Annotated in this window: 20 protein-coding genes; 13 read left to right on the top strand and 7 right to left on the bottom strand. The window is 72.5% G+C overall.

From position 1 onward, the window contains the following. Entirely contained in the window at positions 1–1455 is a 1455-nt protein-coding gene (locus ACZ67T_RS07375) for a cobyrinate a,c-diamide synthase (RefSeq protein WP_469982125.1), read from the top strand. Then, complete coding sequence (gene cobI / locus ACZ67T_RS07370) at positions 1452–2216, top strand: precorrin-2 C(20)-methyltransferase (RefSeq protein ID WP_469982124.1); 765 nt, start codon at positions 1452–1454, stop codon at positions 2214–2216. The genes ACZ67T_RS07375 and cobI overlap by 4 nt, the downstream gene beginning before the upstream one ends. A 23-nt stretch (positions 2217–2239) precedes the next feature. Here cobI and ACZ67T_RS07365 read toward each other — a convergent pair whose 3' ends face one another. Beyond that, complete coding sequence (locus ACZ67T_RS07365) at positions 2240–2971, bottom strand: ZIP family metal transporter (protein ID WP_469982123.1); 732 nt, start codon at positions 2969–2971, stop codon at positions 2240–2242. 161 nt (positions 2972–3132) lie between these two features. Between ACZ67T_RS07365 and cobM the strand changes: the two genes are divergently transcribed. The 5 genes from cobM to cobC are packed head-to-tail and all read left to right on the top strand — an operon-like array spanning position 3133 to position 8980. Next, positions 3133–3960: a precorrin-4 C(11)-methyltransferase gene (gene cobM / locus ACZ67T_RS07360; RefSeq protein WP_469982122.1), complete on the top strand. Its 828-nt coding sequence runs from the start codon at positions 3133–3135 to the stop codon at positions 3958–3960. Then, the gene (cbiE, locus tag ACZ67T_RS07355; RefSeq protein WP_469982121.1) at positions 3957–5258 is read left to right on the top strand and encodes a precorrin-6y C5,15-methyltransferase (decarboxylating) subunit CbiE; all 1302 of its coding nucleotides are present in this window, start codon (positions 3957–3959) and stop codon (positions 5256–5258) included. The genes cobM and cbiE overlap by 4 nt, the downstream gene beginning before the upstream one ends. After that, the gene (gene cobJ / locus ACZ67T_RS07350; protein ID WP_469982119.1) at positions 5255–7003 is read left to right on the top strand and encodes a precorrin-3B C(17)-methyltransferase; all 1749 of its coding nucleotides are present in this window, start codon (positions 5255–5257) and stop codon (positions 7001–7003) included. The genes cbiE and cobJ overlap by 4 nt, the downstream gene beginning before the upstream one ends. Beyond that, entirely contained in the window at positions 7000–7932 is a 933-nt protein-coding gene (locus ACZ67T_RS07345; RefSeq protein WP_469982118.1) for a sirohydrochlorin chelatase, read from the top strand. The genes cobJ and ACZ67T_RS07345 overlap by 4 nt, the downstream gene beginning before the upstream one ends. Beyond that, positions 7922–8980, top strand: coding sequence for an Rv2231c family pyridoxal phosphate-dependent protein CobC (gene cobC / locus ACZ67T_RS07340; protein ID WP_469982116.1), 1059 nt, complete (start codon positions 7922–7924; stop codon positions 8978–8980). The genes ACZ67T_RS07345 and cobC overlap by 11 nt, the downstream gene beginning before the upstream one ends. Positions 8981–9055: 75 nt before the next feature. Here cobC and ACZ67T_RS07335 read toward each other — a convergent pair whose 3' ends face one another. Then, positions 9056–9988: an SCO1860 family LAETG-anchored protein gene (locus ACZ67T_RS07335; protein ID WP_469982115.1), complete on the bottom strand. Its 933-nt coding sequence runs from the start codon at positions 9986–9988 to the stop codon at positions 9056–9058. A 332-nt stretch (positions 9989–10320) separates the two neighbouring features. After that, positions 10321–11415 (bottom strand): amidohydrolase family protein, encoded by a 1095-nt coding sequence (locus tag ACZ67T_RS07330; protein ID WP_469982113.1) that lies wholly within the window; start codon positions 11413–11415, stop codon positions 10321–10323. A gap of 111 nt (positions 11416–11526) precedes the next feature. Between ACZ67T_RS07330 and ACZ67T_RS07325 the strand changes: the two genes are divergently transcribed. The 5 genes from ACZ67T_RS07325 to thpD all read left to right on the top strand — a co-directional run bounded on the left by ACZ67T_RS07325 (position 11527) and on the right by thpD (position 16264). Continuing rightward, positions 11527–12645, top strand: a complete 1119-nt coding sequence (locus ACZ67T_RS07325; protein WP_469982304.1) for a pyridoxal-phosphate-dependent aminotransferase family protein — start codon at positions 11527–11529, stop codon at positions 12643–12645. A 387-nt stretch (positions 12646–13032) separates the two neighbouring features. Then, a complete protein-coding gene (ectA, locus tag ACZ67T_RS07320) occupies positions 13033–13527 on the top strand; it encodes a diaminobutyrate acetyltransferase (protein WP_469982302.1) in 495 nt (164 codons plus the stop codon). Between the two features lie 107 nt (positions 13528–13634). Continuing rightward, positions 13635–14906, top strand: coding sequence for a diaminobutyrate--2-oxoglutarate transaminase (ectB, locus tag ACZ67T_RS07315; protein ID WP_469982111.1), 1272 nt, complete (start codon positions 13635–13637; stop codon positions 14904–14906). A gap of 60 nt (positions 14907–14966) precedes the next feature. Further along, on the top strand, positions 14967–15365 hold the full coding sequence (locus ACZ67T_RS07310; RefSeq protein ID WP_100592467.1) for an ectoine synthase: 399 nt from the start codon (positions 14967–14969) through the stop codon (positions 15363–15365). A 5-nt stretch (positions 15366–15370) separates the two neighbouring features. Further along, entirely contained in the window at positions 15371–16264 is an 894-nt protein-coding gene (gene thpD / locus ACZ67T_RS07305; protein ID WP_469982109.1) for an ectoine hydroxylase, read from the top strand. An 82-nt stretch (positions 16265–16346) separates the two neighbouring features. On the opposite strand, the gene ACZ67T_RS07300 is transcribed toward thpD, so the two are convergent. Beyond that, entirely contained in the window at positions 16347–17414 is a 1068-nt protein-coding gene (locus ACZ67T_RS07300; RefSeq protein WP_469982107.1) for an alkene reductase, read from the bottom strand. Positions 17415–17593: 179 nt separating this feature from the next. On the opposite strand from ACZ67T_RS07300, the gene ACZ67T_RS07295 reads away from it, so the two are divergent. Beyond that, a complete protein-coding gene (locus ACZ67T_RS07295; RefSeq protein ID WP_469982105.1) occupies positions 17594–18094 on the top strand; it encodes a MarR family winged helix-turn-helix transcriptional regulator in 501 nt (166 codons plus the stop codon). 79 nt (positions 18095–18173) lie between these two features. Here the strand turns inward: ACZ67T_RS07295 and ACZ67T_RS07290 are convergent, their stop codons facing one another. From ACZ67T_RS07290 to ACZ67T_RS07280, 3 genes are all read right to left on the bottom strand, one after another. Continuing rightward, entirely contained in the window at positions 18174–19226 is a 1053-nt protein-coding gene (locus ACZ67T_RS07290) for an aminotransferase class V-fold PLP-dependent enzyme (protein WP_469982103.1), read from the bottom strand. Between the two features lie 115 nt (positions 19227–19341). Further along, positions 19342–20058, bottom strand: coding sequence for a DsbA family oxidoreductase (locus ACZ67T_RS07285; RefSeq protein ID WP_469982101.1), 717 nt, complete (start codon positions 20056–20058; stop codon positions 19342–19344). Between the two features lie 116 nt (positions 20059–20174). Beyond that, on the bottom strand, positions 20175–20783 hold the full coding sequence (locus ACZ67T_RS07280; protein ID WP_100592461.1) for a DUF1349 domain-containing protein: 609 nt from the start codon (positions 20781–20783) through the stop codon (positions 20175–20177). Positions 20784–20823: the final 40 nt, after the last annotated feature.

The raw sequence follows: 20823 nt of genomic DNA, 5'->3' as shown, positions 1-20823 counted from the left end.
ATGCCTCGGCTCGTCATCGCCGCGCCCTCGTCGGGCAGCGGCAAGACGACCGTCGCGACGGGTCTGATGGCGGCGTTCGCCGGACGCGGGCTCGCCGTGTCGCCGCACAAGGTCGGGCCCGACTACATCGACCCCGGGTACCACGCGCTCGCCACGGGGCGCCCGGGGCGCAACCTCGACGCGTACCTGTGCGGGCCCGAGCAGGTGGCGCCGCTCTTCGCGCACGGGGCGCGCGGGTGCGATCTCGCCGTCGTCGAGGGCGTGATGGGGCTTTTCGACGGGGCCTCCGGCCAGGGGGAGCTGGCGTCGACCGCACATGTCGCGAAGCTGCTCCGGGCGCCGGTCGTGCTGGTCGTCGACGCTTCGTCGCAGGCCCGGTCCGTGGCCGCGCTCGTGCATGGCTTCGCGTCGTTCGATCCTGAGGTGCGGCTCGCCGGGGTGATCCTCAACAAGGTGGGGTCCGAGCGGCACGAGGAGTTGCTGCGGGAGGCGCTCGACGAGGCGGGGGTGCCCGTTTTCGGCGCCTTGCGCCGGGGTGGGGAAGTGGTCACTCCCTCGCGGCACTTGGGGCTTGTGCCGGTGGCCGAGCGGGGGGCGGAGGCGGTTGCGGCTGTCGCCGCGATGGGGGAGCTGGTGCGGGACGGATGTGACCTGGACGCGCTCCATGCGGTGGCTCGTGGTGCCGGGCCGTTGGACTGTGCGGCTTGGGATGCGGCCGAGGCTCTGGATTCTGTCCCCCAGCCCGCCCCCTCCCGGAACCGGGGCTCTGCCCCGGACCCCGGTCCTCGGACGCCGGACGGGCTGACGGGGCCCGACGGGCCGCGGCCCGTCGTCGCTCTCGCCGGTGGGGCCGCTTTCACGTTTTCCTATGCCGAGCACAGCGAGCTGCTTGCCGCCGCCGGAGCCGAGGTCGTGACCTTCGACCCGCTCCGGGACGAGCAACTCCCGGACAGGACACGGGCGTTGGTCATCGGCGGGGGTTTTCCGGAGGTGTACGCCTCCGAGCTGTCCGCCAATGAACCGCTGCGCAAGGCCGTCGCGGAGCTCGCGCGGTCCGGGGCTCCGGTCGTCGCCGAGTGTGCGGGGCTGCTGTACCTGGCGCGGTCCCTGGACGGGCAGCCCATGTGCGGGGTTCTGGACACCGACGCGCGGATGTCGCAGCGGCTGACGCTCGGATACCGGGACGCCGTGGCCGTGTCCGACAGCGTGCTGGCCGCGAACGGGACACGCGTGCGCGGTCACGAGTTCCATCGCACCGTCGTCGATCCCGGGGCCGGCGCCTCCCCCGCGTGGGGCATCACGCGTCCCGGGCGGCGCGTCGAAGGGTTTGTGCAGGGCGGGGTGCACGCCTCGTATCTGCATGTGCACTGGGCCGCCGTGCCCCAGGCGGCGCGGCGCATCGTCGCGCAGGCAACCGAAGTCGCGCGGGCAACCGAAGGAGCCACCCCGTCATGACCAGCAACACCACGCACCGGCTGACCGGCGTCGGCGTGGGTCCCGGCGACCCCGAGCTCGTGACCGTGAAGGGCGTGAACGCCCTGCGCGAGGCCGCCGTCGTCGTCGTACCGGTGATGGCCGCGGCCGACGGGACCGACGGCGGCGAGCCCGGACGCGCCGAGGCGACCGTCCTGCACTACGTGCCCGCCGACAAAGTCGTCCGCGTCGTCTTCGCGCTCAACGAGCGCTCGGACCGGGCCCGGCGCGAGGCCGCCTGGGACGCGGCCGGTGAGCGTGTCGCGGCGCTCCTGCGGGAGCACGGCTCCGTCGCGTTCGCGACGATCGGCGACCCGAACGTGTACTCCACGTTCACGTATCTCGCCCTGACCGTCGAGGAGCTGGTGGCGGGAACCGTCGTCGCGACCGTGCCGGGCATCACCGCCATGCAGGACCTCGCCGCGCGGTCCGGCGCCGTGCTCACCGAGGGCACCGAGCCGCTGACGCTCGTGCCGGTGACCGCCGGTTCGGCCGTGCTCAAGGAGGCGCTCGCGGGGCCCGGCACCGTCGTCGCGTACAAGTTCGGGCGGCTCGCGGGCGAGGTCGCGGCGGCGCTGCGCGAGACGGGGCGGACGCAGAACGCCGTGTGGGGGTCCGCGCTCGGGCTGCCCGAGGAGTCCATCAGGGCCGCCGCCGAACTGGAGACCGATGCCGCGCTGCCGTACCTGTCGACGCTGATCGCGCCCGCCCGGCGCGACGGCGGACGGGGCGGGAAACTGTGACCCGCCGGGGGGCGGGCCCGGCGCTACTCCCCCGACGCGCCGATCACCAGCCACATCAGGGCGGCGCCCGCGATCGTGCACAGGAGCGTGGAGCGCGCCGGGTGGTGGTGGCTGGCCTCCGGCAGGATCTCCGCGGCCGCGATGTACAGCAGAACGCCGCCGAAGAACCCGAGGTAGCAGGCGAGGGCCGGCGCCGGAATGGTGAACAGCAGCGTCGACGCGGCGCCCACCACCGGGGCGAGCGCGTCCGCGCCGACCATCGCGAGTGCCTTGCGGCGGGCGTTCCCGTAGGCGCGCGTGATCGTGTACGTGTTGAAGCCGTCGGCGAAGTCGTGCGTGATCACCGCGAGCGCGACGGTGTACCCCATGGTGCTGCTCACCTGGAACGAGGCGCCGATCGCGACGCCGTCCGCGACGCTGTGCCCGACCATCGCGGCGGCGGCGCCGAGGCCGACCTGGGGCACCTGTTCCTCGCCCTCCTGAGCCCCGTGCGCGGCCTGGCGCATCGCGAGGAGCCGCTCGACGACGTGCGCGACGAGGAAGCCCGCGACGAACAGGAGCAGCGCGGCCGGCACTCCGTAGATCTCGTCGCCCGCGCCGTGCAGGGCCTCCGGAAGCAGGTCGAAGCCGACCACGCCGAGCATCAGGCCGCCGGCGAATCCGAGCACCAAGTGGCGCCGGTCGGTGACGTGGTGGGCGGTCCAGCCGCCGACGAGTGTCATCACGAACGAGCCAAGTGCGACGAGGACGGCCATGGTCCCTTGCTAGCGGATCGGTACGGTCCGCGCACGCCCGGGACCGGCTGAGCCGCACCTTGCGACCCGTCCGATACCGCTCCCGTACCTCCGTACGACCGAACCGTGTACGACCGCGTGATCCTCACGCGTACGACGTCCATCCCGAGAGGACCCCAGTCATGCCCGAAGCAACCACCGGCAAGGTGACCTTCGTCGGTGCCGGGCCCGGCGCCGCCGATCTGCTCACGTTCCGCGCCGCGCGCGCCATCGCGGACGCCGATGTCGTCATCTGGGCGGCCAGCCTGGTGCAGGAGGAGGTCCTCGACCACGCGCGCGAGGGCGCGGAGATCCTGGACTCGGCGACGATGTCGCTGGAGGACGTCGTCGCCGTGTACGAGCGGGCGCACCGCGGCGGGCTGCGGGTCGCGCGCATCCATTCCGGGGACCCGGCGCTGTGGGGCGGCACGCAGGAGCAGGTCGACCGGTGCGCGCGGCTCGGTATCGCGACGGAGGTGATCCCGGGTGTCTCGTCGTTCTCCGCGGTGGCGGCGCTCGCCCAGCGCGAGCTGACGATCCCCGAGGTCGCGCAGTCCGTGATCCTGACGCGCCTCGGCGGCGGCAAGACGCCGATGCCTCCGGGCGAGGAGGTGCGGGAGTTCGCGCGGCACGGCACGACGATGGCGCTGTTCCTGTCGGCGGCGCGCAGCGGGCAGTTGGTGCGTGAGCTGCTGGAGGGCGGCTACCCGACGTCGACGCCGGTCGTCGTCGCGTACCAGGCGACCTGGCCGGAGGAGCTGATCGTGAAGTGCACGATCAGCACGCTGGAGGAGACCGTGAAGCAGCACAAGCTGTGGAAGCACACGCTGTTCCTGGTCGGCCCCGCCCTGGACGCGGAGGGCACGCGTTCACACCTCTACCACCCGGGCCACTTCCACGGTTTCCGCAAGGCCGACCCCGAGGCGCGGGCGGCGCTGCGGGCCGGGAAATCCGCGCAGGCCCAGTCGTGATCACGGTCTTCGGTACGGGGACGGGGGCGCCGCTGTCCCCGGATCCGGCCCTGTCGTCCGCCGCTCTTGTCGTCGGCGGGCGGCGTCATCTCGACGCGGCCGGGGCGCTGCTGGCTCCCGGCGCGGAGCGGGTCGCGCTCGGGCCGCTGGCTCCGGCGCTGGACGCGGTCGAGCGGTACACCGAGAAGGGGCAGGGCGTCGCGGTGCTGGCGTCCGGCGACCCGGGGTTCTTCGGCGTGGTGCGGGCGCTGGCCGAGCGGTTCGGGCCCGCGGCGCTCGACGTGCGGCCGGGGGTGTCTTCGGTGGCGACGGCGTTCGCGCGCGTCGGCCTCCCGTGGGACGACGCGGCCGTGGTCAGCGCCCACGGCCGTGACCTGCGGACCGCGGTCAACGTGTGCCGCGCGCACCCCAAGACCGCCGTCCTGACGGGTCCTGGCGCGGGCCCCGCCGAGCTGGGCGCCGAACTCGCGCACAGGAACAGGGACCGCGTCCTCGTCGTCGCGTCCCGCCTCGGCGACCCCGAGCACGAGAGCGTCGAACGCGTCACGCCGTCGGAGGCCGCCGCCCGTGACTGGGGCGACGCGGTGAGCGTGGTCCTCTGCCTGGACGAGAAGCGGGTGCTCGCACCGGTGCGCACTCTCGCGGGTCCCGGCCGCCCCCCGGCCCGATGGGCCCTGGACGAGGGCGAGTTCGAACACCGCGACTCGATGATCACCAAGTTCGAGGTGCGGGCGCTCGCGCTCGCGCGGCTCGGGCCGCGCCCGGGCGACCTGGTGTGGGACATCGGGGCCGGTTCCGGCTCGGTCGCCGTGGAGTGCGCGCGGTTCGGTGCCGCGGCCGTGGCCGTCGAGAAGACCGTGGACGGCGTGGCCCGGATCCGGGGCAACGCCGCCGCCCACGGCGTCGACGTACGCGTCGTGCACGGCGCGGCGCCCACCGTCCTGTCCGATCTCTCCGACCCCGACGCGGTGTTCATCGGCGGGGGCGGGCGTGAGCTGGCCGCGATCGTGACGGCGTGCGCGCGGCGCACGCGGCGGTCCGTGGTGGTCGCGGTGGCGGCGGTGGACCGGGTGGGCGCGGTGCGGGACGCACTGGGCGCGGCCGGGTTCGTCAGCGACGGGGTGCTGCTGCAGTCGTCCCGGCTCGCGCCGCTGCCGGGCGACGTGTCGCGGCTCGCCGCGGCCAATCCGGTGTTCCTGGTGTGGGGTGTGCGGCCCGATACGGAGGGCGCCGCTTCCGCGGCTTCCCTGACTTCCCTGACTTCCGTGACTTCCTTGAACGAAGGAGTAGTTGAGTGATCGGCCTGATTTCCGCCACGGCGGCCGGGGCGGTGTCCCGCGACCGGCTCGCGTCGGCGTGGCCGTCGCGTACCCGCGTGTACGAGGGTTCTGTGGGGGACGCCGTACGGCGCGCGTTCACGGAGTGCGAGCAGGTGGTGTGCTTCCTGGCGACGGGGGCCGTGATCCGGCTCGTCGCGCCGCTGCTGCGGGACAAGCACGCGGACCCCGGCGTGGTGTGCGTCGACGAGGCCGGGCGCTTCGCGGTGTCGCTGCTCGGGGGGCACGAGGGCGGGGCGAACGCGCTCGCGCGTGAGGTGGCCGCAGTCCTGGAGGCCGAGCCGGTGGTGACCACGGCGACGGACGCCGTGGACGTGCCCGGGCTCGACACACTGGGCCTGCCCGTCGAGGGGGACGTCGCCGGGGTCACCCGGGCGGTCCTCGACGGTGAACCGGTCTTCCTGCAGGCCGAGTTGACCCACCCGCTGCCCGCACTGCCGGCAAATGTCGCGCGGGACCAGGCGGCCGCGCACACGATCCGCGTCACCGACCGCGCCGTGGAGCCCGCCGACCGCGAGGTCGTCCTGCGGCCCCCGTCGCTCGTCGTGGGCGTCGGCGCCAGCAAGGGCGTGCCCGTGGACGAGGTCCTCGGGCTCGTGCGCGACACGCTGCGGGACGCGGGGCTCTCGCCGCGGTCCGTGGCGCGGCTCGCGACCGTCGACGCCAAGGCCGGTGAGCCGGGGATCGTCGGGGCCGCCGAGCAGTTGGGCGTGCCCGTCGTGACCTACGGCGCCGGGACCCTCGCCGCGGTCGCCGTGCCGAACCCGTCGGACGCGCCGCTCGACGCCGTCGGCACGCCCTCCGTGGCGGAGGCCGCCGCGCTGGCCGCCGGCGGTGAACTCCTCGTACCGAAGCGGAAGTCGGTGCGCGCCGACGGGAAGCCCGCGATGGCGACGTGCGCCGTCGTGCGCACCGCTTCGCGCGGCCGGCTCGCCGTCGTCGGGCTCGGTCCCGGCGCCCGTGACCTCGTGACGCCGCGCGCCCGCGACGAGCTGCGCGCCGCATCCGTGCTCGTCGGCCTCGACCAGTACGTCGACCAGATCAGGGACCTCCTGCGGCCCGGCACCCGGATCCTGGAGTCCGGGCTCGGCGCCGAGGAGGAGCGGGCCCGCACGGCGGTCGCCGAGGCCCGCAAGGGGCAGGCCGTCGCGCTGATCGGCAGCGGGGACGCGGGCGTGTACGCGATGGCGTCGCCCGCGCTCGCCGAGGCGTCCGACGACATCGACGTGGTGGGGGTACCGGGCGTGACGGCCGCGCTCGCGGCGGCCGCGATCCTGGGCGCGCCGCTCGGCCACGACCATGTCTCGATCAGCCTGTCCGACCTGCACACGCCGTGGGAGGTCATCGAGCGCCGGGTGCGGGCCGCCGCGGAGGCGGACATCGTGGTCACGTTCTACAACCCGCGCAGCCGGGGCCGTGACTGGCAGCTGCCGAAGGCCCTCGGCATCCTCGCCAGGCACCGCGAGCCGGGCACGCCCGTGGGCGTGGTGCGCAACGCGTCCCGCGCCGACGAGTCGAGCCGGCTGACCACGCTCGGCGAACTCGACCCGGCCTGGGTCGACATGATGACCGTCGTCACCGTCGGCAACACGGCCACGCGGCGGATCGCGGGCCGCATGGTCACCCCGCGCGGCTACCGCTGGCAGCAGCCGGCCTGCGCCGCTCCCGACAACACCACCAGCACCACCCATAAGGAGTCCTCGTGACCACCCCTCCCGCTCTGCTCATCGCCGGACACGGCACCCGCGACGAGGCCGGTGCCGAAGCCTTCCGCGACTTCGTCAGGGAGCTCGGCCGCCGCCGTCCCGACCTGCCCGTGGCGGGCGGCTTCATCGAGCTGTCGCCGCCGCCGCTGACGGAGGCGGTGGGCGAGCTCGTGGAGCGCGGGGTGCGCCGGTTCGCGGCGGTGCCGCTGATGCTGGTGTCGGCGGGGCACGCCAAGGGCGACATCCCGGCGGCGCTCGCCCGTGAGAAGGAGCGGCACCCGGGGATCTCTTACACGTACGGGCGTCCGCTGGGTCCGCACCCGTCGCTGCTCCAGGTGCTCGAGCGGCGTCTCGACGAGGCGCTGGGCGGCGGGGCGCGCACGCCGCAGGACCGGGCCGACGTGACGGTCCTGCTGGTGGGCCGCGGCTCGACGGACCCGGACGCCAACGCCGAGGTGCACAAGGCGGCGCGGCTTCTGTGGGAGGGCCGCGGCTACGCGGGCGTGGAGACGGCGTTCGTGTCGCTGGCCGCGCCGGACGTGCCGTCGGGCCTCGACCGGTGCGTGAAGCTCGGCGCGCGGCGCGTCGTCGTCCTGCCGTACTTCCTGTTCACGGGGATCCTGCCGGACCGGGTGCGGCAGCAGACGGAGGGCTGGGCGTCGGCCCACCCGGACGTCGAGGTGCTCTCCGCCGACGTGATCGGCCCGGAGCCCGAGCTGATCGACCTGGTCATGGAGCGGTACGAGGAGGCCGTCCGCGGCGACCTGCGGATGAACTGCGACACCTGCGTGTACCGGATCGCGCTGCCGGGCTTCGAGGACAAGGTGGGGCTTCCGCAGCAGCCGCACTTCCACCCGGACGACGACGGCGACCACCACGGCCACGGCCACGCGCACGGTCACGGGCACTCCCACTCGCATGCGCACTGACGACGGCCACGATCTGCGCCACCACGGCGACGCCGAGGTCCGCGGCACGGGCGCGGACCTCACGGATCTCGCGGTGAACGTCCGCTCGGACACTCCCCCGGTGTGGCTGCGCGAGCACATCGCGGACTCGCTCGGCGGGCTCGCCGCGTATCCGGACGGGCGGGCGGCCCGCGAGGCGGTGGCCCGCCGGCACGGGCTGCCCGTGGAACGGGTGCTGCTCACGGCGGGGGCCGCGGAGGCGTTCGTACTGCTCGCCCGCGCCCTGAAGGTCCGTCATCCGGTGGTCGTGCACCCGCAGTTCACGGAGCCGGAGGCGGCACTGCGGGACGCGGGGCATGCCGTGGACCGGGTGCTGCTGCGCGAGGAGGACGGCTTCCGGCTCGACCCGGCGGCCGTGCCCGAGGACGCGGACCTGGTGGTGATCGGCAATCCGACGAACCCGACGTCGGTCCTGCACCCGGCCGCACTCATCGCCGAACTCGCCTGCCCTGGGCGGGTGTTGGTCGTGGACGAGGCATTCATGGACGCGGTCCCCGGCGAGCGCGAGGCCCTCGCGGGCCGGAGCGACGTGCCGGGGCTCGTGGTGCTGCGCAGCCTGACGAAGACATGGGGGCTGGCGGGGCTACGGATCGGCTATGTGCTGGCGGAGCCGGACACGATCGCGGAGCTGGAGCGGGCGCAGCCGCTGTGGCCGGTGTCCACGCCGGCGCTGGCCGCGGCCGAGGCCTGTGTGTCGCCGCGCGCCCTCGCGGAGGCCGCGCACGCGGCGCACCGGATCGCGGCGGACCGGGCCCATCTGGTCGCGGGACTCGCGGAGTTCGCGGCGGAGGGCGTGTCGGTGGCGGGCCCTGCGGAGGGTCCGTTCGTGCTCGTACGGGCCCCCGGTGCGGCAGGGTTGCGCGCGCGGCTGCGGGAGCGGGGTTTCGCGGTGCGCAGAGGCGACACGTTCCCGGGCCTCGGCACGCAGTGGCTGCGTCTCGCGGTGCGGGACAGGGCGACGACGGGCCGGTTCCTCCAGGCGCTCGACCAGGCGCTGACGAGCGCCTGACAGGACATGCGCAGGGGCGGGAGTCCCCGACTCCCGCCCCTGCGCTCCCCTCCGGTCCCCCCTCGGGCCCTCGGGTCAGGAGCGCACGCGGCGCGCGACGGCGACGGCCCCGCCACCGGCGACCAGCAGCACGATGGCGCCGCCCGCGAGGTACGGCGTCATCGAGTTCCCCCCGGTCTCGGCCAGGTCGGTCTTGGCAGCGGGCTTGGCGATCGGCTCGGCGGCGCCGCCCTGGGGCTTCACGTCGTCGGCCGGCTTGGCCGGGGGCTTGTGCGAGGGCGCCGCCGCGGGCGTCTCGCAGGTCGCGCCCGCGAGGGTCACCGTGCCCTCCACCTCCGCCACGTTCAGCTTGAGCGGGTTGACGGACACCTTCAGTTCCAGCGCCGAGGCGGCAGCCGTACGGGAGGTGGTGTGCGTCTTCGAGAGGTCGAGCCGGACCTCGCCCACGCCCGGGACCTTCACCTCCGTGGTGCCACCGGCCGACAGGGTCACCCTCTTGCCGAGGACCTTGACCGCACCCAGGACGTTCGACTCGGCGACGGGCCGCTCACCCGTCTCGCAGACCGCCTTCGACGTGACCTGGCCGACCTCGATGAGCGAGAGCAGCGGCAGGCCCGGAATGTGGACCTTGGCGTGGGCGAGGTTGCTGTATCCCGCCGCCTCGTGGTCGTCGACGGTGGCCTTCGCGGTCGCCACGTCCGCCCGCAGGACGCTGAACGGGCGCCCGCCGTCGACGCCGTCCAGCTTCACGGTGAGGGCGGTCTTCTCGGCACTGGCGGGGGCCCGCACCTCGTTGAGCGTGGCCGTGAGCGGGACGTTCACCGTCTTGTTGAGCAGGGAGACGTCCAGGCCGGTACGGAGGACGACGGCACTCGACCTGCCGCCGTGGCCGCCCGTCGCGTGCGCGGTGCCCGCGGTGGCGAGGAGCGCCGGGGCGACGGCCAGGGCCGTGGCGGCAGCCGACGCGGCGAGGCGGTGTGCGGGCGCGCGAAAGGTGGTGCTGGGCATGCTGATGGGACCCCCACGAGAGAAATGGAGCCGTCGGCCCCGCCCCGCCATGGGGGACATCGCTGGGGCGCGCCGTCGGCCTCGATGGAGGGAATCTTTACGCACCGAGAGTGAACGGGCAGCAACCTGAGGTGAGTTCACTCCAAAGTGGGGTTTCCGAGCTGGTCTTCGAATCTCTGGGCTCGGTTGTTCCCTGTTGCCCCACTGCTGTCACCCGGCCGACGGGCGCGTGCCGAACGCGCGGGTGGCCGCGCGGGCGCGCACGAGTGGTGTGCAACGAGCGGGCGGGCGTCGGCGTCACGTTCCGTCAACCCGGGTCCGCCGGCAGGGGTTCAGCCCACGATGCGCCCGCGCAACACCACGCGCCGGGGCGAGGCCAGCACCCGGACGTCGGCGCGGGGGTCCGACTCGTAGACCACGAGGTCGGCCGAGGCGCCCTCCTCCAGGCCGGGGCGGCCGAGCCAGGCGCGGGCGCCCCACGACGTCGCGGAGAGCGCGTCCACGGCCGGCAGTCCGGCCTTGAGCAGCTCGGCGACCTCCCCGGCCACCAGGCCGTGCGCGAGCGACCCGCCGGCGTCGGTGCCGACGTAGACCGGCACCCCGGCGTCGTACGCCGCGCGCACCGTGTCGTAGCGGCGCTCGTACAGGCGGTTCAGATGGGCCGACCAGCGGGGGAACTTGGTCTCGCCGGCCGCCGCGATCTGCGGGAACGTGGCGATGTTGACGAGGGTCGGGACGATCGCGACGCCGCGCTCGGCGAACAGCGGGACGGTGTCCTCGGTGAGGCCCGTCGCGTGCTCGATGCAGTCGATGCCCGCCTCGACGAGGTCGCGCAGCGAGTCCTCGGCGAAGCAGTGGGCGGTGACGCGTGCGCCGAGCCGGTGCGCCTCCGCGATGGCGGCCTCGACCTCCTCGCGGGGCCAGCACGCGGTCAGGTCGCCCGCGTCCCGGTCGATCCAGTCGCCGACCAGCTTCACCCAGCCGTCGCCGCGCTTCGCCTCCCGTGCCACGTAGGCCACCAGCTCGGGCGGCTCGATCTCGTGCGCGTAGTTGCGGATGTAGCGGCGGGTGCGGGCGATGTGCTGTCCGGCCCTGATGATCCTCGGCAGGTCCTCGCGGTCGTCGATCCAGCGGGTGTCGGAGGGGGAGCCCGCGTCGCGGATCAGAAGCGTGCCGGCCTCGCGGTCGGTGAGGGCCTGCTTCTCGGCGACGTCGGCGGGCACCGGGCCGTGCGTGTCCAGGCCGACATGGCAGTGCGCGTCGACGAGTCCGGGCATGGCCCACCCGCCGACGGTGGTGATGTCGAGGCCGGGCCCGGCAGGCCGGTCGTACGTCACCCGCCCGCCCACGACCCACAGCTCGTCCCTGACGTCGTCGGGCCCGACGAGGACCCGCCCCTTCACGTGCAGCACCGCGCGCTCACTCATGTCTGAAGCCTATGAGGCAGGTGGGTACGCTCGGAGCGGCAGCCCCGCCGTACGAACTCGTGAACGAAGATCACGGGCGATGTGAGCGAAGAGAGCGAAGAGAGCACGATCGTGACCCACCCTTTTCTTGACCTGGCACCCCTGAGCGCCGAGCACTTCGCCTCCATCGAGCGGCGCGTGGCCGGGCTGCTCGACACCTCGCAGGACGTCGTGATCATGCAGGGCGAGGCGCTGCTGCCCCTCGAAGGCGCGATCCGCGGCACCGCGCGCCCCGGCACCGTGGCCCTGAACATCATCACGGGCCCCTACGGCCAGACCTTCGGCGACTGGCTGCGGGACAGCGGCGCGACGGTGTACGACCTGGCGGTCCCGTTCCACACCGCCGTGACGGCCGAGCAGGTGCGTGACGCGCTCGCCGAGCACCCCGAGACCGACTTCGTCTCGCTCGTGCACGCGGAGGCCGCGACCGGCAACACGAACCCGGTCGCCGAGATCGGCGAGGTGGTGCGGGAGCACGGCGCGCTGTTCTACCTGGACGCGGTGGCGTCGATCGCCGCCGAGCCGGTCCTGCCCGACGCGTGGGGCGTGGACCTGTGCGTGATCGGCGCGCAGAAGGCCATGGGCGGCCCGGCGGGCGTCTCCGCGGTGTCCGTCAGCGCGCGGGCGTGGGAGCGGATGGAGTCCAACCCGCAGGCGCCGCGCCACTCGTACCTGTCGCTGCTCGACTGGAAGCACCGCTGGATCGACGGCGGGCGCAAGGCGCTGCTGCACGCGCCGGCCCAGCTGGAGATGCTCGCCCTCGAGGCGTGTGTCGAGCGCATCGAGGCGGAGGGCCTCGACGCTTTGACGGCCCGTCACGCCGGCGCCGCCGCGGCCACGCGGGCGGGCGCGCTCGCGCTGGGCGGCGGCATCGAGCCGTACGTGTACGAGGCCCGCGACGCGGCGCCGGTCGCGACGACGCTGCGTGCCCCGGCGGGGATCGACGCCTCGGAGCTGGTCGCGCGGGCGCTGGCGGTGGACCCGGTGCTGCCGCTGGTGGCCGGCGGCGGGGCGCTCGCCAAGGAGATGATCCGCGTCAACCACTACGGCCCGCAGGCCACCCGGGGCGTCGTGCAGTCCTCGCTCGCGGCGCTCGGCGGCGCGCTCGCCGAGATGGAGGGGTCCGGCGCGCCGGTGGACCTGGAGGGCGCGCGCAGGGCCGTCGCGGCGGCCTGGGTGCAGCCCCTGTAGTCCCCCGACTTCACAAAGCGAGGCGCCGCCCCTTCAATGGGGTGGCGCCTTCTTTATGTTTTCCGAGTCAATTCTCGCGCATTTCTCAGCACAGCTTCCCATATTCGTCTGCCCGCTTTCCGGAGACGTAAACACTAAGATTTCAACAACGGGAAACGGCGTAATTCGGACGCGTCTCATGCCGGTTACGCGCCTGTGACGCATTCCACATGATACGCGATCTGCGCAGTTTGTCCCAGGCGAATCGCCACATACCCCTCAACGTCTCGCGTGCGCGCTCCCACCCGCGCGATAACACAGAAGAGGCATTTACGTAACCCTCCCTCGCGATGCAATCCCCGAACTTGCTCGGTAAATTGAATTCCCATGACCGCGCAATTCCTGGAAATGCCCGAGAGCCTGCGGATCGACCGGCCCGACGTGGCCGACGGAGCCGCAATCTGGCGCATCGCCCGCGACTCGAAGGTGCTCGACCTCAACTCCTCGTACAGCTATCTGCTGTGGTGCCGGGACTTCGCCGCCACGTCCGTCGTGGCGCGGGACTCCGCCGGCTCCGTCGCCGGGTTCATCACCGGGTACATCCGGCCGGAGAACCCGCGCACCCTCGTGGTGTGGCAGGTGGCCGTCGACCATGCGCACCGGGGGCGCGGTCTGGCCGGGGCACTGCTCGACGGGCTCTGGGCGAAGGTCGCCGCCGACCGCGCGACCACCGTGCTCGAGACGACGATCTCTCCCGACAACACCGCTTCGCAGCGCCTGTTCGCCTCGTTCGCGCGCCGTAACGGGGCGCAGGTCGCGCAGACGGTGCTGTTCGACGCGGGCCTCTTCCCGGACGACGGGCACGAGCCCGAGGTGCTCCACCGCATCGGGCCGATCGCCTGACCCACGACCGGCCCCTCATCACTTCTCGTCACCGCAAGACCGCATCACCGCATGACCGCTCGACCTCTTTCAAGCCACCCCCACTCCCATCTCCCAGGAGATTCGCTGTGACCATCACCCAGCCGGACCTGAGCGTCTTCGAGACCCTTGAGTCGGAGGTGCGCAGCTACTGCCGCGGTTGGCCCACCGTCTTCGACCGGGCGCAGGGCAGCCGCATGTTCGACGAGGACGGCCACGAGTACCTCGACTTCTTCGCGGGCGCGGGATCGCTCAACTACGGGCACAACAACCCGGTCCTCAAACGCGCTCTGATCGACTACCTGGAGCGCGACGGCGTCACGCACGGGCTCGACATGTCGACGACGGCGAAGCGCGCCTTCCTGGAGTCGTTCCAGAACATCATCCTGCGCCCGCGCGACCTGCCGTACAAGGTCATGTTCCCGGGCCCGACGGGCACCAACGCCGTCGAGTCGGCCCTGAAGCTGGCCCGCAAGGTCAAGGGCCGCGAGTCGATCGTGTCGTTCACGAACGCCTTCCACGGCATGTCGCTCGGCTCCCTCGCGGTGACCGGCAACGCCTTCAAGCGCGCGGGCGCCGGCATCCCGCTGGTGCACGGCACCCCGATGCCGTTCGACAACTACCTCGACGGGCAGACCCCGGACTTCATCTGGTTCGAGCGCCTCCTCGAGGACTCCGGCTCGGGCCTGAACACGCCCGCCGCCGTGATCGTCGAGACCGTGCAGGGCGAGGGCGGCATCAACGTCGCCCGCGCGGAGTGGCTGCGCAAGCTGGCCGATGTCTGCGAGCGCTGGGACATGCTCCTGATCGTCGACGACATCCAGATGGGCTGCGGCCGCACCGGTGCGTTCTTCTCCTTCGAGGAGGCGGGCATCACGCCGGACATCGTGACCGTTTCGAAGTCCATCAGCGGGTACGGGCTCCCCATGTCCCTGTGCCTGTTCAAGCCTGAGCTCGACATCTGGGAGCCGGGCGAGCACAACGGCACGTTCCGCGGCAACAACCCCGCGTTCGTGACGGCCGCCGCCGCCCTGGAGACGTACTGGACCGACGGCCCCGCCATGGAGAAGCAGACGCTCGCCCGCGGCCAGCAGATCGACGAGGCCCTCGGCGCGCTCCGCGACGAGTTCCGCGACGACACCGTCGAGTACCGCGGACGCGGCCTGGTGTGGGGCCTGGAATTCCGCGACAAGGACCGGGCGAACAAGGTCGCCAAGCGCGCCTTCGAACTCGGTCTGCTCATCGAGACCTCCGGCCCCGAGAGCGAGGTCGTCAAGCTGCTTCCGGCACTGACGATCACGCCCGAGGAGCTGGAAGAGGGACTGCGCACGCTCACCCGGGCCGTGCGCGAGACCGCCTGACCTCCGCTCGAGCGGGCAGGCGCCCCCTCACCACGTAGAAGAGAAAGGCAGCAACCCACCGTGATTGTCCGTTCGTTCAAGGAGATCGAGAACACCGACCGGCATGTGAAGTCGGCGACCGGCACCTGGGAGAGCAAGCGCATCGTCCTTGCCAAGGAGAAGGTCGGCTTCTCACTGCACGAGACGATCCTCTACGCGGGCACGGAGACCGACATGTGGTATGCCAACCACATCGAGGCCGTGCTGTGCGTCGAGGGCGAGGCCGAGCTCACCAACAAGGAGACCGGCGAGAAGCACTGGATCGAGCCGGGCACGATGTACCTCCTGAACGGCCATGAGCGCCACACCCTGCGCCCCAAGACCGACTTCCGCTGCGTGTGCGTGTTCAACCCTCCCGTGACCGGACGGGAGGACCACGACGAGAACGGCGTCTACCCGCTACTGACCGAGGAGGCCTGATCTCGATGAGCACGCAGACACGTACCGACCTCTACCCGACCCGTGGCGCCTCCGAGGTGGCGACGCCTCGTGTCGACCCCGTGGTCTGGTCGCCGCCGGGCGCGCGCGGTCCGATCCGCCAGTCGGACCTCGCGGGCTTCGAGCGGGACGGCTTCCTCGCGATCGAGGAGCTGATCGGTCCGGACGAGATCGGCACGTACCAGGCCGAGTTGAACCGGCTGGTCACGGATCCTGCGGTCAAGGCCGACGAGCGTTCCATCGTCGAGCCCACGTCGCAGGACGTGCGGTCCGTCTTCGAGGTGCACAGGATCAGCGAGGTGTTCGCGAAGCTGGTGCACGACGAGCGGGTCGTGGGCCGGGCGCGGCAGATCCTCGGCTCGGACGTGTACGTCCACCAGTCACGGATCAATGTGAAGCCGGGCTTCGGGGCGAGTGGCTTCTACTGGCATTCGGACTTCGAGACCTGGCACGCGGAGGACGGCCTGCCGAACATGCGGACCGTGTCCGTCTCGATCGCGCTGACCGAGAACTACGACACCAACGGCGGCTTGATGATCATGCCGGGCTCGCACCGGACGTTCCTGGGCTGCGCGGGCGAGACGCCGAGGGACAACTACAAGAAGTCCCTCCAGATGCAGGACGCGGGCACGCCGTCGAACGAGGCGCTGACCAAGTTCGCGGACCGGCACGGCATCCGCCTGTTCACGGGCAGCGCCGGCTCGGCAACGTGGTTCGACTGCAACGCCATGCACGGCTCCGGGGACAACATCACCCCGTATCCGCGCTCGAACGTCTTCATCGTGTTCAACAGCGTGGAGAACACGGCGGTGGAGCCGTTCGCGGCTCCGGTGCGACGGCCCGAGTTCATCGGGGCCCGGGACTTCACCCCGGTGAAGTGACCTTCGTGCGCGCACAGTCGGGGCGGCTCCCGGTCGGGAGCCGCCCCGACTCGCGTCTGCGGAAGCGGTCAGGCCGAAGGAATCAGGCGGTGAGCGCCGGGTAGTCCGTGTAGCCCTTCGCGTCGCCGCCGAAGAACGTGGCCGGGTCCGGGGTGTTGTACGGACCCTGCGTCTTCAGGCGGGCCGGCAGGTCGGGGTTGGCGAGGAAGAGCGCGCCGAACGTGATGATGTCGGCGATGCCGTCCTCGATCACCGAGAGGTCGCCGTGCCCGGTGGGTCCGTCGCTGAGGACGTTGAGGACGAACGTGCCCGAGAACTGCTTGCGCAGCGCCAGGGTCAGCTCGCGGATGTCGGAGCTCTCGAGGACGTGCAGGTAGGAGATGCCGAGCGGCTCGATCTCCTTGACCAGCGCGGTGTACGTCGGCGCCGGATCGCTCTCCTCGATGGAGTTGTACGCGTTCCCGGGCGAGATCCGCAGGCCGGTCCGCTCGGCGCCGATCTCGGCGACGACGGCCTTGACGACCTCGACGGCGAAACGGATGCGGTTCTCCACGCTGCCGCCCCACTCGTCGTCGCGCAGGTTGGTGTTGGGCGCGAGGAACTGCTGGATGAGATAGCCGTTGGCGCCGTGCAGCTCCACGCCGTCGAAGCCGGCCTCGATCGCGTTGCGGGCGGCGGTGGCGAAGTCGGCGATGGTGGCGCGGACCTCGTCGCCGGTCAGCGCGCGCGGGGTGGTGAAGTCCTTCATGCCCTCGGTGGTGAAGCCCTGTCCCGCCGGGGCGACCGGGGACGGGGCGACCGGGGTCTCCCCCTCGGGCAGCAGCACGGGGTGGCTGATCCGGCCCGCGTGCATGATCTGCGCGTAGATCCTGCCGCCCTTGGCGTGCACGGCGTCGGTGACCTTGCGCCACGAGGCGATCTGCTCGTCGCTGTGCAGGCCCGGGGTCCATGCGTAGCCCTGCCCGACGGCGGACGGCTGGATGCCCTCGGTGATGATCAGGCCGGCCGAGGCGCGCTGCGCGTAGTACTCGGCGGTCAGGTCGGTGGCGGTGCCGCCCTCGCCGGCCCGGCTGCGGGTCATCGGGGCCATGGCGATGCGGTTGGCGAGCTGGACGCCGGAGAGGTCGATCGGATCGAAGGCGGTGGTCATGGCTACTCCATCCAAGGGCAGGCAACGTAACGCCGACCAATATGTGGTCGGCCAAGTAATCGAGCCGCGTGCCACTGTAACCCATTCATTGGCCGACCAAGGTAATCTCTGGGTGAAGACCGAACCCCCCGTGGAGAGACCGGACTCCACGGCCAGGCCGGAAGCGATCAGGAGTCGCCATGACGGACGAGCCAGCCCGTAGTGAGCACCTGCCCGAGGCGGCCCGTTGCGGACCCGTCAGCCATGCGCTCTCCCGTGTGGCGCGGCTGCACCGGATCACCGCGGGAAAGCTGCTGCGCGGGCTCGGCCTCTATCCGGGCCAGGAGTTCCTGATGATGCACCTGTGGGACAGGGGGCCCGTGCGCCAGTCGGAGCTGATCAAGGCCGTCGACCTGGACCCGTCCACGGTGACGAAGATGCTCCAGCGGCTCGAACAGGCCGGTCATGTACGCCGCTCCCCCGACCCGCGCGACCGGCGGGCGGTGCTCGTGGAGACGACGGACGCCAGCTGCGGCCTGCTCGGTGACGTGCAGCACAAGTGGGGCGACCTGGAGGACCACACGCTGCGCGGCCTCGACAAGGAGGAGCGGAGCGAACTCCTGCGGCTGCTCGCCAAGGTCGAGGCGAATCTGTGCACGGATCCGGCGAGCTGCCCGGGGGCGGAGCCCGCCGACGGGTGATCCGGGGATCGCGGGCGGGCCTGGTCCGGATGGGTGGCGGAGCCGGAGCGGCCCGACGGGCAGGTCCGGCCCGCAGGGTTCAGCCCGTCAGCGCCTCGAGGAGCCGGTCGACGTCGGAATCCGTGTTGTACAGGTGGAAGGCCGCCCGCAGATTGCCCGCGCGGTCGGAGACCTCGATGCCGGCCCGGCTCAGCTCCGGCTGCCGTGCGCCGAGGCCCGGGACGGAGACCACGGGCGAGCCCGGCGCGGGCACGGGCTCGTGGCCCAGTGCGGCGAGGCCCGCACGGAAGCGATCCGCCAGGGCGAGGTCATGGGCGCGGATCGCGTCGACGCCGAGTTCCTCGATGAGCGCCAGGGAGTGCCGCGCGCCCGCGTACGAGAAGAGGCTGGGGCTCTCGTCGAACCGCCGCGCGGAGCGGGCGAGCTCCTCGACGGGTCCGTAGCAGCTGTCCCACGGACGCTCGCCCGCGACCCAGCCGGCGAAGACCGCGCTGAGGGATCCCATGTCCTGCGGGACGACGAGGAAACTCACGCCGCGCGGGCACAGGAGCCACTTGAAGCCGACGGTGGACGTGTAGTCCTGCGCGTCCGCGTCGACGGGCAGCCAGCCCGCGGCCTGGGAGCAGTCGATGTAGGTGCGGGCGCCGTGGGCGCGGGCCGCCTCGCGGATCGCCGGCAGGTCGGCGACGCGTCCGTCGGCGGACTGGGCCGCGCTGACGGCGACCAGCGCGGTGCCGGACCGGACGGCGTCGGCGATCCCTTCCAGGGGCGCGGTGCGGACCTTGAGATCACCGCGTACGTAGAAGGGGTTCACGGTGGAGCTGAAGTCGTCCTGCGCGGTGAGGACCTCGGCGCCCGCCGGGAGCGAGGCGGCGATGACTCCGGTGTAGACGGCCACCGAGGCGCCGGCCGCCACCCGGTCGGCCGGAACCCCGGCGAGCCGGGCGAAGGCGGCGCGGGCGGCCTCGACGTCCGCGAACATGTCGGCGGGGCGGCCGGCCGCGACGGAGGCGACCGCGTCCTTCATGGCCGCCACCGTGCGGGACGGGAGCAGCCCGGTGCTCGCGGTGTTCAGATAGCTGGTGACGGGTGCGAACTCGGCGCGCACGAGCGCGTGATCGAGAGTCTCCATGAGCCCACTGTGCCGCCTGGCCAACTGTCGGTCCATTGCGCGTTGTTGAGCAGTACTCCTAAGCGTCTCTTATCAGTGCTGCTCCCGGGGCCGCGCGCCGCTCCCGCGGCCCGTGTCAGTTCTGCGGGACCGCGCAGCCGTCCGGGCCGCAGGCCTTGGCGTCACCACTGTCGATGACCTGGAGCGGCGAGCGGCTGCCCCACGCCTGCTCCAGGGCCTGGGCGAAGACCTCGGCGGGCTGGGCGCCGGAGACGCCGTACTTGCGGTCGAGGACGAAGAAAGGCACGCCGTTCGCGCCGAGCTCGGCGGCCTCGCGCTCGTCGGCGCGCACGTCGTCGGCGTACCGGGCGGGGTCGGCGAGGACGGCGCGGGCCTCGTCGGCGTCGAGTCCGGCCTCGGTGGCAAGGCCGATCAGGTGCTCGTCGGCGTCGGCGAAGACGGACCGCTCGTCGGCGAAGTTCGCGCGGTACAGGAGGCCGATCAGCTCGTCCTGGCGGCCCTGCTCCTTCGCGAAGTGGAGGAGGCGGTGCATGTCGAAGGTGTTGCCGTGGTCGCGGCCCTCGGTGAGGTAGGCGAGGCCCTCGGAGGCGGCGTTCTCGCCGAGGTTGCGCTCGGCGGCCTGCGCCTGGTCCTCGGTCATGCCGTACTTCTGCGCGAGCATCGGGATGACGAGTCCGCTGTCGCCCTTGGCGCGCGTCGGGTCGAGCTCGAAGGAGCGGTGGACCACCTCGACGCCGTCACGGTGCGGGAAGGCGGCCAGGGCCTTCTCGAAACGGGCCTTTCCGACGTAGCACCAGGGGCAGGCTATGTCGGACCAGATCTCGACGCGCATGGGGGTCACTCCAGATTCGTACGGCGCAGGGTGTGCCCTGCGACCCCCTTCAACGCCCGGCTCCGGCGGCTCATTCCCCGGGCCGGGCGGTCAGGTGCCCCTGGGTTCCCGAGGTGTCAGGAACCGTCCTTCAGGCCCTGCGGCCAGCTCGGGCGGAACTCGATGGCCTCGTACGTGACGACGCAGCCGTCACCGACCGGGGCCTGCGCCATGAAGCCGACCAGGGCCGCGCCCGCGGACTCCTCGTCACCCAGCGAGAAGATCCGGACGAAGGTCCACTTCTCGCCGTCCGGCGAGGCGTGGAAGGCGAACGCCGAACCGGTGCGGCTGATGCGCAGCCACACCGTGCTGCCGCCCACGACGAACGCGTTCGCGTCGTCGGAGTGGCCGCGCGTGACGACGGTGCAGACGGTCGGCTCGTCGGGCGAGCGCTCCAGGCAGAGCTTGGCCCACTCGCGCTCGCCGACGTGCAGATAGAGCACACCCGCGTCGAAGGCGGCGGTGAAGCCGACCGTGACCCGGGCGAGCAGCTGGAAGTCGCCCTTCGGCGCCCCGAGCAGGCGGGGCGCGTCGGACGCCGGGTCCAGGGCCGTGCCGGTGGGCGGCACGAAGCGGTCCTGGCGGGGTCCGGCCCAGCCGGTGAGCACCCCGTCCTCGTACGACCAGTGCCCGTCGGGGCCGTAGGTGCGCAGCGGGAACGGGAGTTCGGGGAGTTCGATGTCCATCGGGTCAGTTTTCCAGGTGAGGGTCGGGGGCCCGGCCTGG

The organism is Streptomyces sp. NPDC107517, assembly GCF_055582645.1.
Note: the sequence above shows the minus strand (reverse complement) of the source record. Positions and strands in the feature narration are given on the sequence as shown.

Bases quoted from the DNA above. Each gene is read 5' to 3' on its own strand.
- ACZ67T_RS07375 (WP_469982125.1), top strand. From the start codon at position 1: ATGCCTCGGCTCGTCATCGCCGCGCCCTCGTCGGGCAGCGGCAAGACG.
- cobI (WP_469982124.1), top strand. From the start codon at position 1,452: ATGACCAGCAACACCACGCACCGGCTGACCGGCGTCGGCGTGGGTCCC.
- ACZ67T_RS07365 (WP_469982123.1), bottom strand. From the start codon at position 2,971: ATGGCCGTCCTCGTCGCACTTGGCTCGTTCGTGATGACACTCGTCGGC.
- cobM (WP_469982122.1), top strand. From the start codon at position 3,133: ATGCCCGAAGCAACCACCGGCAAGGTGACCTTCGTCGGTGCCGGGCCC.
- cobC (WP_469982116.1), top strand. From the start codon at position 7,922: ATGCGCACTGACGACGGCCACGATCTGCGCCACCACGGCGACGCCGAG.
- ACZ67T_RS07335 (WP_469982115.1), bottom strand. From the start codon at position 9,988: ATGCCCAGCACCACCTTTCGCGCGCCCGCACACCGCCTCGCCGCGTCG.
- ACZ67T_RS07330 (WP_469982113.1), bottom strand. From the start codon at position 11,415: ATGAGTGAGCGCGCGGTGCTGCACGTGAAGGGGCGGGTCCTCGTCGGG.
- ectA (WP_469982302.1), top strand. From the start codon at position 13,033: ATGCCCGAGAGCCTGCGGATCGACCGGCCCGACGTGGCCGACGGAGCC.
- thpD (WP_469982109.1), top strand. From the start codon at position 15,371: ATGAGCACGCAGACACGTACCGACCTCTACCCGACCCGTGGCGCCTCC.
- ACZ67T_RS07300 (WP_469982107.1), bottom strand. From the start codon at position 17,414: ATGACCACCGCCTTCGATCCGATCGACCTCTCCGGCGTCCAGCTCGCC.
- ACZ67T_RS07295 (WP_469982105.1), top strand. From the start codon at position 17,594: ATGACGGACGAGCCAGCCCGTAGTGAGCACCTGCCCGAGGCGGCCCGT.
- ACZ67T_RS07290 (WP_469982103.1), bottom strand. From the start codon at position 19,226: ATGGAGACTCTCGATCACGCGCTCGTGCGCGCCGAGTTCGCACCCGTC.
- ACZ67T_RS07285 (WP_469982101.1), bottom strand. From the start codon at position 20,058: ATGCGCGTCGAGATCTGGTCCGACATAGCCTGCCCCTGGTGCTACGTC.
- ACZ67T_RS07280 (WP_100592461.1), bottom strand. From the start codon at position 20,783: ATGGACATCGAACTCCCCGAACTCCCGTTCCCGCTGCGCACCTACGGC.